The following is a 15,685-nucleotide window of genomic DNA, read 5'->3' as shown; positions in this document are numbered from 1 at the left end:
ATGCATGATCAAAAAGATAATCACGTGAGTCACCATGTGCCTGAGCCTATCGACGCGGCCGCTCCAGCGAGCGGCGTTGATGCGTTTGAGCTGAGTGCGGCAGAGCGTGATGCGATTGAGCATGAAAAGCACCATTACGAAGATCCGCGCGCCGCTTCGATTGAAGCGCTGAAAATTGTGCAGAAGCAGCGCGGCTGGGTACCGGATGGGGCGATTTATGCCATCGCAGAAGTGCTGGGCATTCCTGCCAGCGACGTAGAAGGCGTTGCCACGTTCTACAGCCAGATTTTCCGTCAGCCGGTAGGACGTCACGTGATTCGCTACTGTGACAGCGTGGTGTGTCACATCACCGGTTACCAGGGCATTCAGGCCGCGATCGAGAAGAAACTGAACATCAAGCCGGGTCAAACCACCGGCGATGGCCGTTTCACGCTGCTGCCGACCTGCTGTCTGGGCAACTGCGATAAAGGGCCGACCATGATGATTGATGAGGATACTCACAGTCAGCTGAAGCCTGAAGATATCGATAATCTACTGGAGCAGTACCAATGATCAAAGACATTGTACGCACTCCCGAGATGCATCCGTTGACCTGGCGTTTGCGCGACGACAAACAGCCGGTGTGGCTGGATGAATACCGCAGCAAAAACGGCTACGCGGGAGCGGAAAAGGCCATCAAAGGCATGGCGCCGGATGAAATCGTCAGCCTGGTCAAAGACTCCGGCCTGAAAGGGCGCGGCGGCGCGGGCTTCTCCACCGGTCTGAAGTGGAGCCTGATGCCGAAAGACGAAACCATGAACATCCGTTACCTGCTGTGTAACGCCGATGAGATGGAGCCGGGCACCTACAAAGACCGCCTGCTGATGGAACAGCTGCCGCACCTGCTGGTGGAAGGCATGCTGATCTCCGCCTTTGCGCTCAAGGCGTACCGCGGCTACATCTTCCTGCGCGGTGAATATGTCGAGGCGGCGGAACGCCTGCGTCGCGCCATCGCCGAAGCCACCGAAGCGGGCTATCTGGGCAAAAACATTATGGGCAGCGGCTTCGATTTCGAACTGTTTGTCCACACCGGCGCCGGCCGCTATATCTGCGGCGAAGAGACGGCGCTGATCAACTCGCTGGAAGGCCGCCGCGCCAACCCGCGCTCCAAGCCGCCATTCCCGGCCTCCGCCGGCGTCTGGGGCAAGCCGACCTGTGTCAACAACGTGGAGACGCTGTGCAACGTGCCGGCGATCCTGGCCAACGGCGTGGAGTGGTATACCGGTATTTCCGGCAGCGAAGACAAAGGCACCAAGCTGATGGGCTTCTCCGGCCGGGTGAAGAACCCGGGCGTCTGGGAGCTACCGTTCGGCACCACCGCGCGTGAAATTCTGGAAGATTATGCCGGCGGCATGCGCGACGGCCTGAAATTCAAAGCCTGGCAGCCGGGCGGGGCGGGGACCGACTTCCTGACCGCCGACCACCTCGATCTGCCGATGGAATACGGCACGATCGGCAAGGCCGGCAGCCGTTTGGGCACCGCGCTGGCGATGGCGGTCGATCACGAAATCGGCATGGTTTCCCTGGTGCGCAATCTGGAAGAGTTCTTTGCGCGCGAGTCCTGCGGCTGGTGTACCCCGTGCCGCGACGGCCTGCCGTGGAGCGTGAAAATCCTGCGTGCGCTGGAAAAAGGCGAAGGGCAGCCGGGAGATATTGAAACCCTGGAGCAGCTGTGCCGCTTCCTTGGCCCGGGTAAAACCTTCTGCGCACACGCGCCGGGCGCCGTAGAGCCGCTGCAAAGCGCAATTAAATATTTCCGTGACGAGTTTGAAGCCGGTATCGCCGTACAGCATTTTAGCAATGCTCATGCCATCAGCGGTATTCAGGCCAACAACTTGCTGAAGCAACGCTGGTAAGCCCGCTTTTAGCCCGCCGTACGTCCGCGGGCGGCCAACGGTGCCGCCGGGGCAGTACGCAGGGATAACAGAATTTTTGATTAACGCCTGCCGCAAAGCAGGCCATTTGGAAGCATGCTGACTATGGCTACGATTCATGTAGACGGCAAAGAATACGACGTTGACGGAGCAGACAACCTGTTACAGGCCTGTCTCTCCCTCGGCCTCGATATTCCTTACTTTTGCTGGCACCCGGCGCTGGGAAGCGTCGGCGCTTGCCGCCAATGTGCGGTAAAGCAATACCAAAATGCGGAAGACACGCGCGGCCGCTTGGTGATGTCCTGTATGACGCCGGCGTCCGATGGCACCTTCATTTCCATCGATGACGACGAAGCCAAACAGTTCCGCGAAAGCGTGGTTGAGTGGCTGATGACCAACCACCCGCACGACTGTCCGGTGTGTGAAGAAGGCGGCAACTGTCATTTGCAGGATATGACGGTAATGACCGGCCACAGCTTCCGCCGCTACCGCTTCACCAAACGCACCCACCAGAACCAGGAGCTGGGGCCGTTTATCTCTCATGAGATGAACCGCTGCATCGCCTGCTACCGCTGCGTGCGTTACTACAAAGACTATGCCGACGGCACCGATTTCGGCGTCTACGGCGCGCACGACAACGTCTACTTTGGCCGCCCGGAAAGCGGCACGCTGGAAAGCGAGTTCTCCGGCAACCTGGTGGAAGTGTGCCCGACCGGCGTCTTTACCGACAAAACCCACTCCGAGCGCTACAACCGTAAATGGGACATGCAGTTTGCGCCAAGCATCTGCCAGCAGTGCAGCATCGGCTGTAACACCAGCCCGGGCGAGCGCTATGGCGAGCTGCGCCGCATTGAGAACCGTTACAACGGCAGCGTGAACCACTACTTCCTGTGTGACCGCGGCCGCTTCGGCTATGGCTACGTCAACCTGAAGGACCGTCCTCGTCAGCCGCAGCAGCTGCGCGGCAATGACTGGATTGCGCTGAACGCCGAGCAGGCGATGGAAGGGGCGGCGGATATTCTGCGTCAGGCCAAGAAAACCATCGGCATTGGCTCGCCGCGCGCCAGCCTGGAAAGCAACTTCGCGCTGCGTGAACTGGTCGGCGCCGAGAACTTCTATACCGGCATTGCGCAGGCGGAACAGCAGCGTCTGGAACTGATGCTCAACGTGCTGCAAAACAGCGGCGTGCATACGCCGGCGCTGCGTGAGATCGAAGAGTACGACGCGGTGCTGGTGCTGGGTGAAGACCTGACGCAAACCGGCGCGCGTATCGCACTGTCGGTACGTCAGGCGGTGAAAGGCAAAGCCCGGGCGATGGCGGCGGCGCAGCGCGTGGCCGACTGGCAGATCGCGGCGGTGCAGAACATCGGTCAGCATGCCAAATACCCGCTGTTCGTCACCAACGTCGACAGCACCCGTCTGGATGATATCGCCGCCTGGAACTACCGTGCGCCGGTCGATGAGCAGGCGCGTCTCGGCTTCGCTATTGCGCACGCGCTGGACGCGGCGGCGCCGGCGGTCGATGGCCTGACGGACGATCTGAACAAGAAAGTCGACATTATCGTGCAGGCGCTGACCGGCGCGCGTAAACCGCTGATCGTGACCGGCAGCAGCGCCGGCAGCGACGCGGTGATCGCAGCGGCGGCCAACATTGCCACCGCGCTGAAGGGACGCGGCTCCGAGGTGGGCATCACCCTGGTGGCCGGCGCTGCCAACAGCATGGGGCTGGCGATGATCGGCGGCGGTTCGCTCGATCAGGCGCTGGCGCAGCTGGCGGACGGCCAGGCCGACACCGCCATCGTGATGGAGAACGATCTGTACCGGCATGCGTCGGCGGACAAGATCGACGCCGCGCTCGCCAAGGTCAGCAACCTGATCGTCGCCGATCACCAGCGCACCGCGATTATGGACAAAGCCAGCCTGGTGCTGTCAGCCGCCAGCTTTGCCGAAAGCGACGGTACGCTGGTCAACCAGGAAGGTCGCGCGCAGCGCTTCTTCCAGGTTTACGATCCGGCTTACTACGATGACGCCAAAAACAACGTGCGGACGGAAATTCTGGAGAGCTGGCGCTGGATGCACTCGCTGCACTCCACCTATACCAGCCGTCACGTGGACTGGACCCAGCTTGACGATGTGATTGAAGCTTGCGTCGAGGCGCTGCCGCAGCTGCAGGGCATCAAGGATGCCGCGCCGGACGCCAGCTTCCGCATCCGCGGGCAGAAACTGGCACGTTCACCGCACCGTTACAGCGGCCGCACCGCGATGCGCGCCAATATCAGCGTGCATGAACCGCGTCAGCCGCAGGATAAAGACACCATGTTCGCCTTCTCCATGGAAGGGAACAACAGCCCGCTGGCCGATCGTCAGCAGATCCCGTTCGCCTGGTCGCCAGGCTGGAACTCACCGCAGGCGTGGAACAAATTCCAGGCCGAGGTCGGGGGCAAGCTGCGCCACGGCGATCCGGGCGTGCGCCTGATCGAAGCGGGGGAGGGCAGCCTTGGCTACTTCACCAACGTGCCTGCCGCATTTAATGCGCAAGGCTGGCAGGTAGCGCCGTATTACCACCTGTTCGGCAGCGACGAGATGTCGCAGCGTTCCGAGGTGATCCAGCAGCGTATGCCGGCGGCGTATGCGATGGTCAACCCGGCCGACGCCGCGCGCCTGGGCGTTAACGAAGGGGCGCTGGTGGAGTTCAGCTGTGCGGGTCAGACGCTGCGTCTGCCGGTGCGCCTGAGTGAAACCCTGACCCAGGGCCAGGTTGGTTTGCCGCTCGGCTTGCCAGGGATCCCGCCGGTACTGGCGGGTGCGAAGGTTGAAAATCTGCGGGAGGCGGTACGATGAGCTGGTTTACCCCTGAGGTGATCGACATATTGATCGCCGTATTGAAAGCGGTCGTGATCCTGCTGGTCGTGGTCGCCTGCGGGGCGTTCATGAGTTTCGGCGAACGCCGCCTGCTCGGCCTGTTCCAGAACCGCTACGGGCCAAACCGCGTCGGTTGGGGCGGCTCGCTGCAGCTGGTCGCCGACATGATCAAAATGTTCTTTAAGGAAGACTGGGTTCCGACCTTCTCCGACCGGGTGATCTTCACCCTGGCGCCGATGATCGCCTTTACTTCCTTGCTGCTGGCATTTGCCATCGTTCCGGTCAGCCCGACCTGGGCGGTGGCCGATCTCAACATCGGTATTCTGTTCTTCCTGATGCTGGCCGGTCTGGCGGTCTACGCCGTGCTGTTCGCCGGCTGGTCGAGCAACAACAAATACTCGCTGTTGGGGGCGATGCGTGCCTCGGCACAAACCCTGAGCTACGAAGTGTTCATCGGCCTGTCGCTGATGGGGGTTGTGGCGCAGGCAGGTTCATTCAACATGCAGGACATCGTTGAATCACAGGCTCACGTCTGGAATGTCATCCCGCAATTCTTTGGTTTTGTAACCTTTGCGATTGCCGGCGTGGCGGTGTGTCACCGCCATCCGTTTGACCAGCCGGAAGCGGAGCAGGAACTGGCCGACGGTTACCACATTGAATATTCCGGTATGAAATTCGGTCTGTTCTTCGTGGGGGAATATATCGGCATCGTGACCGTTTCCGCCCTGATTGTGACGTTGTTCTTCGGCGGCTGGCAGGGGCCATTCCTGCCGCCGTTCATCTGGTTCGCGCTGAAAACGGCATTCTTCATGATGATGTTCATCCTGATCCGCGCCGCGCTGCCGCGTCCGCGTTATGACCAGGTGATGTCATTCGGCTGGAAAGTGTGCCTGCCGCTGACGCTGCTGAACCTGCTGGCGACCGCCGCAGTTATTTTGTACAACGCTCAATAAGGGGTGAATAAACCATGACATTGAAAGAGTTAGTGGTTGGTTTCGGCACCCAGGTACGCAGTATTTGGATGATTGGCATGCACGCCTTCGCCAAACGCGAAACCCGGATGTATCCGGAAGAAGAGGTTTACCTGCCGCCGCGCTACCGTGGCCGCATCGTGCTGACGCGCGATCCGGACGGCGAAGAGCGCTGCGTCGCCTGTAACCTGTGTGCGGTTGCCTGCCCGGTCGGCTGTATTTCGCTGCAAAAGGCAGAACAGAAAGATGGCCGCTGGTATCCGGAGTTCTTCCGCATCAACTTCTCGCGCTGCATTTTCTGCGGCCTGTGTGAAGAGGCCTGCCCGACCACCGCAATCCAGCTGACGCCGGATTTCGAACTGGGCGAATTCAAGCGCCAGGATCTGGTGTATGAGAAAGAAGATCTGTTGATCTCGGGCCCGGGTAAATATCCGGAATATAACTTCTACCGGATGGCCGGTATGGCGATCGACGGCAAAGCGAAAGGCGAAGCCGAAAACGAAGCCAAGCCGATCGACGTGAAAAGCCTGTTGCCGTAAGGAGCCAGCAAGCATGGAAATTGCATTTTATCTGGCAGGTTTGATTGCGATTCTCGCGACGCTTCGCGTGATTTCGCATACCAATCCTGTGCATGCGCTGCTGTATTTAATCGTCTCACTGTTGGCGATCTCGGCAGTCTTTTTCTCACTGGGCGCCTATTTTGCCGCCGCGCTGGAAATCATCGTCTACGCCGGCGCCATCATGGTGCTGTTCGTCTTCGTGGTGATGATGCTGAACCTCGGCAATGCGGTGCAGCAGCAGGAACGCGAATGGCTGAAGCCGTCGGTGTGGATTGGCCCCGGCCTGATGTCGCTGGTGTTGCTGGTGGTGCTGGTTATCGCCATTCGCAGCGTCTCCGACCAGGGCATCAGCGGCGAGATGGTCGACGCCAAGGCGGTCGGCATCAGCCTGTTCGGCCCTTACGTACTGGCGGTTGAGCTGGCCTCAATGCTGCTGTTGGCCGGCCTGGTGGTTGCCTTCCATATTGGCCGTGAGCACAAACCGGGCGAAGTGCTGAGCAACGCCCCGGCAAGCAGCGAAATGGCGAAAAGAAAATCGGAGGAGCAAGCATGATCCCTCTTCAACATGGGCTGATTCTGGCGGCGATTCTGTTCGTACTCGGGCTGACCGGGTTGCTGATCCGCCGTAACCTGCTGTTTATGCTGATCAGTCTGGAAGTGATGATCAACGCCGCGGCGTTGGCGTTTATCGTGGCGGGAAGCTACTGGGGTCAGGCGGACGGACAGGTGATGTATATCCTGGCCATCAGTCTGGCGGCAGCGGAGGCCAGTATCGGCCTGGCGCTGTTGCTCCAGCTCTACCGTCGTCGTCATACCCTGAATATTGATACTGTCAGTGAGATGCGCGGATGAACCTATTATATTTAACTATTCTGCTGCCGCTGATCGGGTTCCTGCTGCTGGCGTTTTCACGCGGCCGCTGGTCTGAAAATACGGCGGCGACCGTCGGCGTCGGCTCAATCGGCCTGGCGGCGGTGGTCACCCTTTACGCGGCGATGGATTTCTTCAGCCAGAAAGCCGCCGGCGTAGAGCTGTTTGAGCAAAACCTGTGGAACTGGATGACGGTCGGCAACTTCAATATCGGCGTAACGCTGGTGTTGGACGGCCTGTCGCTGACCATGCTGTCGGTGGTGACCGGCGTTGGTTTCTTCATCCACATGTTCGCGTCCTGGTACATGCGTGGCGAAGAGGGCTACTCGCGCTTCTTCGCCTACACCAACCTGTTTATCGCCAGCATGGTGGTTCTGGTACTGGCGGATAACCTGCTGCTGATGTACTTGGGTTGGGAAGGCGTGGGCCTGTGCAGCTACCTGTTGATCGGTTTCTACTATAAAGATCCGGCCAACGGCGCGGCGGCGATGAAAGCCTTTATCGTCACCCGCGTGGGCGACGTGTTCCTGGCCTTTGCGCTGTTTATTCTGTACCACGAGCTGGGTACGCTGAACTTCCGCGAGCTGATGGTGCTGGCGCCGCAGAAACTGGCGATGGGCGACACCGCGATTACCTGGGCGACCCTGATGCTGCTGGGCGGTGCGGTCGGTAAGTCAGCGCAGCTGCCGCTGCAGACCTGGCTGGCGGACGCGATGGCCGGCCCGACGCCGGTATCGGCGCTGATCCACGCCGCCACCATGGTGACCGCGGGCGTGTATCTGATCGCCCGTACTCACGGCCTGTTCCTGATGGCGCCTGAAGTGCTGAACCTGGTGGGCATCGTCGGGGCGGTGACCCTGCTGCTGGCCGGTTTCGCCGCGCTGGTGCAGACCGACATCAAACGCGTGCTGGCCTACTCCACCATGAGCCAGATCGGCTATATGTTCCTGGCGCTGGGCGTACAGGCCTGGGACGCGGCGATCTTCCACCTGATGACCCACGCGTTCTTCAAGGCGCTGCTGTTCCTGTCGTCCGGTTCGGTGATCCTGGCCTGCCACCATGAGCAGAACATCTTCAAGATGGGCGGCCTGCGTAAGAGCATTCCGCTGGTGTACGTCTGCTTCCTGGTGGGCGGCGCGGCGCTGTCGGCGCTGCCGCTGCTGACCGCCGGCTTCTTCAGTAAGGATGAGATCCTGGCGGGGGCGATGGCCAACGGCCATATCAACCTGATGATTGCCGGTCTGGTCGGCGCGTTTATGACCTCACTGTATACCTTCCGCATGATCTTCATCGTGTTCCACGGTAAAGAGCAGATTAAAGCGCATGCGGGCAAGGGCATCACTCACCATCTGCCGCTGCTGGTTCTGCTGGTGCTGTCCACCTTCGTCGGCGCGATGATTGTTCCGCCGCTGCAGGGCGTACTGCCGGCAACCACCGAACTGGCGCACGGCAGCGTGCTGCAGCTTGAAATCACCTCCGGGGTGGTCGCGGTTATCGGCATTCTGCTGGCTGCGGCGCTGTGGCTGGGCAAACGTCGCCTGGTCAGCAGCGTGGCCGCCAGCGCGCCGGGCCGCTTCTTCTCGACCTGGTGGTTCCACGCCTGGGGCTTCGACTGGCTGTATGACAAAGTGTTCGTCAAACCTTATCTGGGCATCGCGCGTCTGCTGCAAAGCGATCCGCTGAACAGCCTGATGAACATTCCGGCGGTGTTCTCCCGCTGGGGCAACCGCGGTCTGACGGTCAGTGAAAACGGACAGGTGCGCTGGTATATCGCGTCTATGGGTGTGGGTGCAGTGGTCGTATTGGCGCTGTTGATTTTGGTTTAACTGAATAATTTAAGCAGACGCAATTTTGGGTTCGGCCCTTGATAAGCAAGGGCCAGATACATGTTTTAGATTATTCATATTAGGGACACAAAACGCCATGCTATTACCTTGGCTAATTCTTATCCCCTTTATCGGCGGCCTGCTGAGCTGGCAGTTCGAGCGTTTCGGCACCAAGGTGCCGCGCTGGATCGCGTTGATTACAATGGGGCTGACACTGGCGCTCTCGCTGCAACTGTGGCTGCAGGGCGGCTATACCTTGACCACGCCGCAGGGCATTCCGCAGTGGCAGGAAGTGTACCTGCGCTCGTGGATCCCGCGTTTCGGCATCAGTTTCCACCTGGCGCTGGACGGTCTGTCGCTGCTGATGGTGGTGCTGACCGGCCTGCTGGGCGTGCTGGCGATTCTCTGCTCCTGGCGTGAGATTCAGAAGTATCAGGGGTTCTTCCACCTGAACCTGCTGTGGATCCTGGGCGGCGTTATCGGCGTGTTCCTCGCTATCGACATGTTCCTGTTCTTCTTCTTCTGGGAAATGATGTTGGTGCCGATGTACTTCCTGATCGCGCTGTGGGGCCACAAGGCGTCTGACGGGAAAACCCGTATCACCGCGGCCACCAAGTTCTTCATCTATACCCAGGCCAGCGGTCTGGTGATGCTGATTGCGATTCTGGGCCTGGTCTTCGTGCACTACAACGCTACCGGCGTCTGGACCTTCAACTATGAAGATCTGCTGAAAACGCCGATGTCGCACAACGTGGAATACCTGCTGATGCTGGGCTTCTTCATCGCTTTCGCGGTGAAAATGCCGGTGGTGCCGCTGCACGGCTGGCTGCCGGATGCGCACAGCCAGGCGCCGACCGCCGGTTCCGTTGACCTGGCGGGCATCCTGCTGAAAACCGCGGCCTACGGCCTGCTGCGTTTCAGTCTGCCTCTGTTCCCGGAAACGTCCGCCGAGTTTGCGCCAATCGCCATGTGGCTGGGCGTTATCGGCATCTTCTACGGCGCCTGGATGGCGTTCGCGCAGACCGATATCAAGCGCCTGATCGCGTACACCTCGGTGTCTCACATGGGCTTCGTACTGATTGCCATCTACACCGGCAGCCAGCTGGCTTACCAGGGCGCGGTGATTCAGATGATTGCGCACGGCCTGTCTGCGGCCGGTATGTTCATCATCTGCGGTCAGCTGTACGAGCGTCTGCATACCCGTGATATGCGCCAGATGGGCGGCCTGTGGGGACGTATCAAATATATTCCCGCGCTGTCGCTGTTCTTCGCGGTTGCTACGCTGGGGATGCCGGGCACCGGTAACTTCGTCGGTGAATTTATGATCCTGTTCGGCAGCTTCCAGGTCGTACCGGTGATCACCGTGATTTCTACCTTCGGTCTGGTGTTTGCTTCGGTTTACTCGCTGATCATGATGCAGCGCGCCTACTACGGCACGCCAAAGTCTGACCAGCCGCTGCCGGGCATGACCGCACGCGAACTGTTCATCATTCTGCTGCTGGTGGTTCTGCTGGTGCTGCTGGGGGTTTACCCGCAGCCGATTCTGGATACCTCTGCTGCCGCAATGAGCAACGTGCAACACTGGTTTGGTTCGTCAGTTTCTGCAATTTCAACAACAAGGCCGTAATTCGCCATGACAATAACTCCTCAACAACTGATCGCACTGTTGCCGCTGTTGATCGTCGGATTGACGGTGGTGGTTGTGATGCTAGGCATTGCGTGGCGACGCGACCACTTTATCAACGCGACCCTGACCGTGATCGGTCTTAACCTGGCGCTGCTTTCGCTGTACTTTGTCGGCCAGGCTGGCCCGATGGACGTTACCCCGCTGCTGCGGGTTGACGGTTACTCCATGTTCTACACCGGGCTGGTGCTGCTGGCGAGTCTGGCCACCTGCACTTTTGCCTATCCATGGCTGGTCGGCTACCCGGACAACCGCGAAGAGTTCTATCTGCTGGTGCTGATTGCCGCGCTGGGCGGCATTCTGCTGGCGAGCGCCAATCACCTGGCCTCGCTGTTCCTGGGGATTGAGCTGATCTCGCTGCCGCTGTTTGGCCTGGTGGGCTACGCCTATCGCCAGAAGCGTCCGCTGGAAGCCGCCATCAAGTACATGCTGCTGTCCGCCGCCGCCTCCAGCTTCCTGCTGTTCGGCATGGCGCTGCTGTACGCGGAATCCGGCACGCTGGCGCTGTCCGGTCTCGGTAAGAGCCTCGGTGAAAACATGATGCACCAGCCGCTGGTTCTGGCGGGGATGGGCATGATGATCGTCGGTCTGGGCTTCAAGCTGTCGCTGGTGCCGTTCCAGCTGTGGACGCCGGATGTGTATCAGGGGGCGCCCGCGCCGGTTTCCACCTTCCTGGCCACCGCCAGCAAAATCGCCATCTTTGCGGTGGTGATGCGTCTGTTCCTGTACGCGCCGGCGGCCGACAGCGAGGCGCTGCGCACGGTGCTGGCGATTATCGCCTTCTGCTCCATCCTGTTCGGTAACCTGATGGCGATCAGCCAGACCAATATCAAGCGTCTGCTGGGCTACTCCTCCATCGCTCACCTGGGCTATCTGCTGGTGGCGCTGATTGCGGTGCAGACCCATCAGCTGTCGCTGGAGACCGTCGGCGTTTATATGGCCGGTTATCTGTTCAGCAGCCTGGGCGCCTTCGGCGTGGTCAGCCTGATGTCCAGCCCGTACAGCGGGCCGGATGCCGATTCACTGTTCTCCTACCGCGGCCTGTTCTGGCATAAACCGATTCTGTCGGCGGTAATGACGGTGATGATGCTTTCGCTGGCCGGTATCCCGATGACGCTGGGCTTTATCGGTAAGTTCTTCGTTATCGCGATGGGCGTCAGCGCACACCTGTGGTGGCTGACCGGCGCGGTAGTGGTGGGCAGCGCCATTGGCCTGTACTACTATCTGCGCGTGACCGTCAGCCTGTATCTCAACGCGCCGGAAACGCTGTCGCGCGATACGCCGCGTAACTGGGCGCTGACCGCCGGCGGGGTGGTGGTGCTGATCTCCGCAGCGCTGGTACTGGTGCTGGGTATCTATCCGCAGCCGCTGATTACGCTGGTGCAGATGGCGCAGCCGCTGTTCTGATAGCGCGTTGTAAACGTAAAAAGGTCGCCACGGCGACCTTTTTTTATGCCCGCAGGCAATTATTGCGGATAGTTTTGAAAGGAAGTTTCCAGCGCCTGTACCACCGCGCGTACCCGCGCGGCGCGCTGCAGATCGGGATGCAGCACCAGCCAGATATCCACCCAGTCCTGATTTTCCGGCAGTATCCGCACCAGTTCAGGATCGTTATCCGCCAGGAATGAGGAGAGCAGGCCGATGCCGAGGCCGTTGCGGGTGGCTGAGCGCAACAGCAGCTGCGAGTTGCACTGCAGCACCACGTTGGGGTCGATCAGCGTTTCACCGCAGAAGCTGCTCCAGTGACGCGGCACCAGTTCACGCGGAAACATCAGCAGATTATGGCCGCGCAGATGTTCGCCCTTGACCGGCATACCGTGAACGTCCAGATAGTGCTGCGTTGCGTACAACCCCATCTCAATGGTCGCCAGCCGTTTGATAATCAGTTCATCGGACTCCGGGCGCGCGCCGCGGATCGCCAGATCGGCGCCGCGATAGGAAATATCAGAGATATTTACCGCGGTCAGCAGCGTCACGGTGATCTGCGGGTGTTGCTCGCGCAGCCTTTGCAGCGCCGGGATAACGAAGGCTTCGGCCAGGGTGTCGGTGGTGGCGATGCGCACATTGCCGCACAGGCTTTCATCGCCGCTGGTCGCCTTGCGGGCGATGGCCTGTACCGCGTTCTCCATATTCATCACATCCGCCAGCATCTCCTCGCCCAGCGGGCTGAGGGAGAATGCTTTGGGCGTGCGGATAAATAATTTGGAACCCAGGGATTCCTCAAAGGCGGAAATGCGTCGCCCGACGGTGGCCTGGTCGACGTGTAGCTCATTTGCGGCCTTACGTAAAGTGCCGCAGCGGGCTACGGCGAGGAAAAAGCGGGCATCATCCCAATTCATCAACGACTTCCTTCTCTGAGAGCGGCGGGATACCACTGGGGTTGTATTGGCTTATCCGTGGTGCAATGGGGGTTGCGCTAAAAATGAGGCAGCCGTATCATAATTATCTATTATGTTTTATGGTATAAAAAAATGCATCATTGTGAAGCAATTTTGCATCTTTATTTTTACCTGCCGAACTTTATGCTAACGGATGAGCTGGCGTGATCTGCCGCACATTTCATCGTTAGCGACTCATTGGAGCCAGTCTCGATAGGCGGCGATGCCTGATGGGATTCGCTCGATTCTCTATTGTGACTGGACATTAAACATGGCGTCTCACGCAGGAAATACGTGCGCTCCCGCAGCATTGGCTAACGCGGACGCAATCGCAGGAGGCTTCCCGGCCGCCGCTAAATCAGCGGTACAAAGTAATAACGCCGATGTTATTATCCAGGCGCTCGCCGAGCGCGGCATTCAGCATATCTTTTTGGTGCCGGGCAAACTGATTTATCCATTGATTAAGTCCATTGACGAATCCGCGATCGCCGGGATTGTCGCTGCTCATGAAACCGCCTGCGGTTTTATGGCCGACGGCTATGCGCGCGCCAGCGGCAACTTCGGCGTCTGCCTTGGCATCTCCGGGCCGGGCACCATGAATTTCCTGCCGGCAATGGCGGCGGCGCAGGCGGATAAGATCCCGGTGATGTATCTGGCCGGCGGCATCGCCACCTATCATGAAGCGCAGGGCGCGTTCCAGGACGGCAGCAACAGCGGCATCGATGAGCTGACCATTGTCAAACCGCTGCTGAGCAACGCCATCGAGGTGAAACAGCCGCATACGCTGCAGCATGAGCTGCGCCGCAGCCTGTCATGCCTGAACGGCCAGCGGAAAGGGCGTACCTATCTGAGCGTGCCGGTCGATATGCAAAAGCGTCCGGCGGTTGAGCCGCCGGCATCGCGCACGTCGCAGCGCCGTGAAACGGCGATTGACCTGCCGGCGCTGGAGGCGGTGCTGGATAATTATCTGCTGCGCGGCCTGAATATCGCCTGTCTGGCCGGCAATCGGGTGAATAACCCGCAGGACGCCGAACTCCTGCGGCAGGTGGCGGAAAAATACCATCTGCCGGTCGCCACCACGCTCGCAGGGAAGGGCGCATTTCCGGAAGGACATCCGCTGGCGCTGGGCCTGTACGGCTTTGCCGGCCATACCCGGGCGGTGGAGACCATCAACGGCGACGAAGTCGATGTGCTGCTGGTGCTGGGGTGCGATCTCAATCAGCGTGACAGCCTGAACTGGCACCCGAAATTGCACGGCACCAAGACGTTGGTGGTGATTGATGAAGATTTCGATCAAGTCAGCTCGCACTATCAGCCGGACGTGCAGATTTTCTCCAGCCTGAGCGCTTCTCTCCAGTACCTGCTGACGGCGGTTGACGCTGATGACCCGCATCTTGCCTGCGTCAATAAGCTGCGTAATCAGTGGATGGAATACGTCGGCCAACTGCCGCTTGAACAGCGTCAGCCGGACCGGACTGCGCGCATGATGGCGGAGGAAAAACACCTGTACCCCGGCGAAGTGATTGAGCATTTACGCCGCAGCACCGCTGCGGACGCTAATGTGGTGGTGGACTCCGGCGCGCACCGTGTTTTTATGGCGCACCATTGGCAGAGCAGCGGCGTGGGCGATTATCACACTTCCAGCGCCTTGGCACCGATGGGCTGGGCGATTTGCGCCGGAATCGGCATCAAGCTGGCGGCGCCGCAGCGCGACTGCCTGGTGGTGACCGGCGACGGCTGTATGCTGATGCACGGGATGGAAATTCAGACCGCCGCCCGCTACCGCCTGAAAATGACCTTTGTGGTGATGAATAACTGCGCACACGGCGCGATGCATATCGACACGTTACAGCAGAGCGGCGTGGGAGAAGCATACACCGCGCTGCCGTCGCACGACTGGCGGGCGTTTGCCGGCAGTCTGGGCGTGGCCGCCGCCAAGGCCGCCACGCTGGCCGAGCTGGATGATGCGCTGGCCGCCGCCGCCGCACATGACGGACCATATCTGATTGAAATGATGGTAGGAAACCATCGGGCACCCAATCGTTATTATGCCGAGAGCGTTGCTGAATATGAGCAGCGTATCCGGGAACAATAACCGGGAGTGTTCACGCTGTTTTTTTATAAGATTGCGGGGTGATGACAATGATGTATCGATCTGGCGTAATTGCCGCCATGATGGTGGCCTGTACGAATGCGTTGGCGGAAGAGACCCATGGTGAAGGCATTAATAAAGAAACGTTGCTGAAAACCGAAAAATCATGGGAAGGGACGCCTTACGGCCACTATCCCGCCGGCGCGCCGCAGATCACTATCCTGAAGGTGACCGTTGAGCCGAATCGGGTGCTGGCCTGGCATACGCATCCCTGCATCAGCGCGGTGCATATGACCGCGGGCAGCATTTCGCTGACGGTGGCGAAAACCGGCGAGAAGAGAACTTTCCGCCAGGGGGATTCGTTTACCGATACGGTAGATATTGTGCATCAGGGCCAGGCCGGCGCGCAGGGGGCGGAGATGCTGGTGTTTTTTGCCTGTTCGGATAACCGCCCGCTGACCGTCGCCGAAGCTAAATAATCCATCCCGGCGTATAAGCCGGCGATCTGTCCGAACCGCTATTAATGAGG

13 protein-coding genes are annotated in these 15,685 nt (G+C 59.8%); 12 read left to right on the top strand and 1 reads right to left on the bottom strand.

Features of this window, described 5'->3' with window-relative positions; all coding sequences use genetic code 11:
- From nuoE to nuoN, 10 genes are all read left to right on the top strand, one after another.
- Nucleotides 1-552 (top strand): NADH-quinone oxidoreductase subunit NuoE, encoded by a 552-nt coding sequence (gene nuoE / locus TAN611_RS16045; RefSeq protein WP_105231930.1) that lies wholly within the window; start codon nucleotides 1-3, stop codon nucleotides 550-552.
- A complete protein-coding gene (gene nuoF / locus TAN611_RS16040) occupies nucleotides 552-1,895 on the top strand; it encodes an NADH-quinone oxidoreductase subunit NuoF (protein ID WP_105233457.1) in 1,344 nt (447 codons plus the stop codon). Before nuoE ends, nuoF begins: the two co-directional genes overlap by 1 nt.
- Before the next feature lie 123 nt (nucleotides 1,896-2,018).
- Nucleotides 2,019-4,754, top strand: coding sequence for an NADH-quinone oxidoreductase subunit NuoG (gene nuoG, locus TAN611_RS16035; protein WP_111738031.1), 2,736 nt, complete (start codon nucleotides 2,019-2,021; stop codon nucleotides 4,752-4,754).
- Nucleotides 4,751-5,728, top strand: coding sequence for an NADH-quinone oxidoreductase subunit NuoH (gene nuoH, locus TAN611_RS16030; RefSeq protein WP_105231929.1), 978 nt, complete (start codon nucleotides 4,751-4,753; stop codon nucleotides 5,726-5,728). Before nuoG ends, nuoH begins: the two co-directional genes overlap by 4 nt.
- A gap of 14 nt (nucleotides 5,729-5,742) precedes the next feature.
- Nucleotides 5,743-6,285, top strand: coding sequence for an NADH-quinone oxidoreductase subunit NuoI (gene nuoI / locus TAN611_RS16025; protein ID WP_015673152.1), 543 nt, complete (start codon nucleotides 5,743-5,745; stop codon nucleotides 6,283-6,285).
- A 13-nt stretch (nucleotides 6,286-6,298) separates the two neighbouring features.
- Nucleotides 6,299-6,859 (top strand): NADH-quinone oxidoreductase subunit J, encoded by a 561-nt coding sequence (nuoJ, locus tag TAN611_RS16020; protein WP_105231928.1) that lies wholly within the window; start codon nucleotides 6,299-6,301, stop codon nucleotides 6,857-6,859.
- A complete protein-coding gene (nuoK, locus tag TAN611_RS16015; protein WP_004960562.1) occupies nucleotides 6,856-7,158 on the top strand; it encodes an NADH-quinone oxidoreductase subunit NuoK in 303 nt (100 codons plus the stop codon). The genes nuoJ and nuoK overlap by 4 nt, the downstream gene beginning before the upstream one ends.
- Nucleotides 7,155-9,002, top strand: a complete 1,848-nt coding sequence (gene nuoL / locus TAN611_RS16010) for an NADH-quinone oxidoreductase subunit L (RefSeq protein WP_187044360.1) — start codon at nucleotides 7,155-7,157, stop codon at nucleotides 9,000-9,002. Before nuoK ends, nuoL begins: the two co-directional genes overlap by 4 nt.
- Before the next feature lie 97 nt (nucleotides 9,003-9,099).
- Nucleotides 9,100-10,629, top strand: coding sequence for an NADH-quinone oxidoreductase subunit M (gene nuoM, locus TAN611_RS16005; RefSeq protein ID WP_105231926.1), 1,530 nt, complete (start codon nucleotides 9,100-9,102; stop codon nucleotides 10,627-10,629).
- A gap of 6 nt (nucleotides 10,630-10,635) precedes the next feature.
- Entirely contained in the window at nucleotides 10,636-12,093 is a 1,458-nt protein-coding gene (gene nuoN / locus TAN611_RS16000; RefSeq protein WP_105231925.1) for an NADH-quinone oxidoreductase subunit NuoN, read from the top strand.
- 59 nt (nucleotides 12,094-12,152) lie between these two features.
- Here the strand turns inward: nuoN and TAN611_RS15995 are convergent, their stop codons facing one another.
- Nucleotides 12,153-13,028, bottom strand: coding sequence for a LysR family transcriptional regulator (locus tag TAN611_RS15995; RefSeq protein WP_187044361.1), 876 nt, complete (start codon nucleotides 13,026-13,028; stop codon nucleotides 12,153-12,155).
- A 307-nt stretch (nucleotides 13,029-13,335) separates the two neighbouring features.
- On the opposite strand from TAN611_RS15995, the gene TAN611_RS15990 reads away from it, so the two are divergent.
- Both TAN611_RS15990 and TAN611_RS15985 read left to right on the top strand, forming a co-directional pair.
- Nucleotides 13,336-15,159 carry a thiamine pyrophosphate-binding protein gene (locus TAN611_RS15990; RefSeq protein WP_203066728.1) on the top strand — a complete coding sequence of 608 codons (1,824 nt, stop codon included), beginning with the start codon at nucleotides 13,336-13,338 and terminating at the stop codon, nucleotides 15,157-15,159.
- 47 nt (nucleotides 15,160-15,206) lie between these two features.
- Nucleotides 15,207-15,635: a cupin domain-containing protein gene (locus TAN611_RS15985; protein ID WP_234008591.1), complete on the top strand. Its 429-nt coding sequence runs from the start codon at nucleotides 15,207-15,209 to the stop codon at nucleotides 15,633-15,635.
- Nucleotides 15,636-15,685 lie beyond the last annotated feature (50 nt).

The sequence above is a fragment of the Serratia sp. Tan611 genome (assembly GCF_905188235.1).
In the GTDB taxonomy this organism is placed as follows: Bacteria; Pseudomonadota; Gammaproteobacteria; order Enterobacterales; family Enterobacteriaceae; genus Serratia_B; species Serratia_B rhizosphaerae.
Note: the sequence above shows the minus strand (reverse complement) of the source record. Positions and strands in the feature narration are given on the sequence as shown.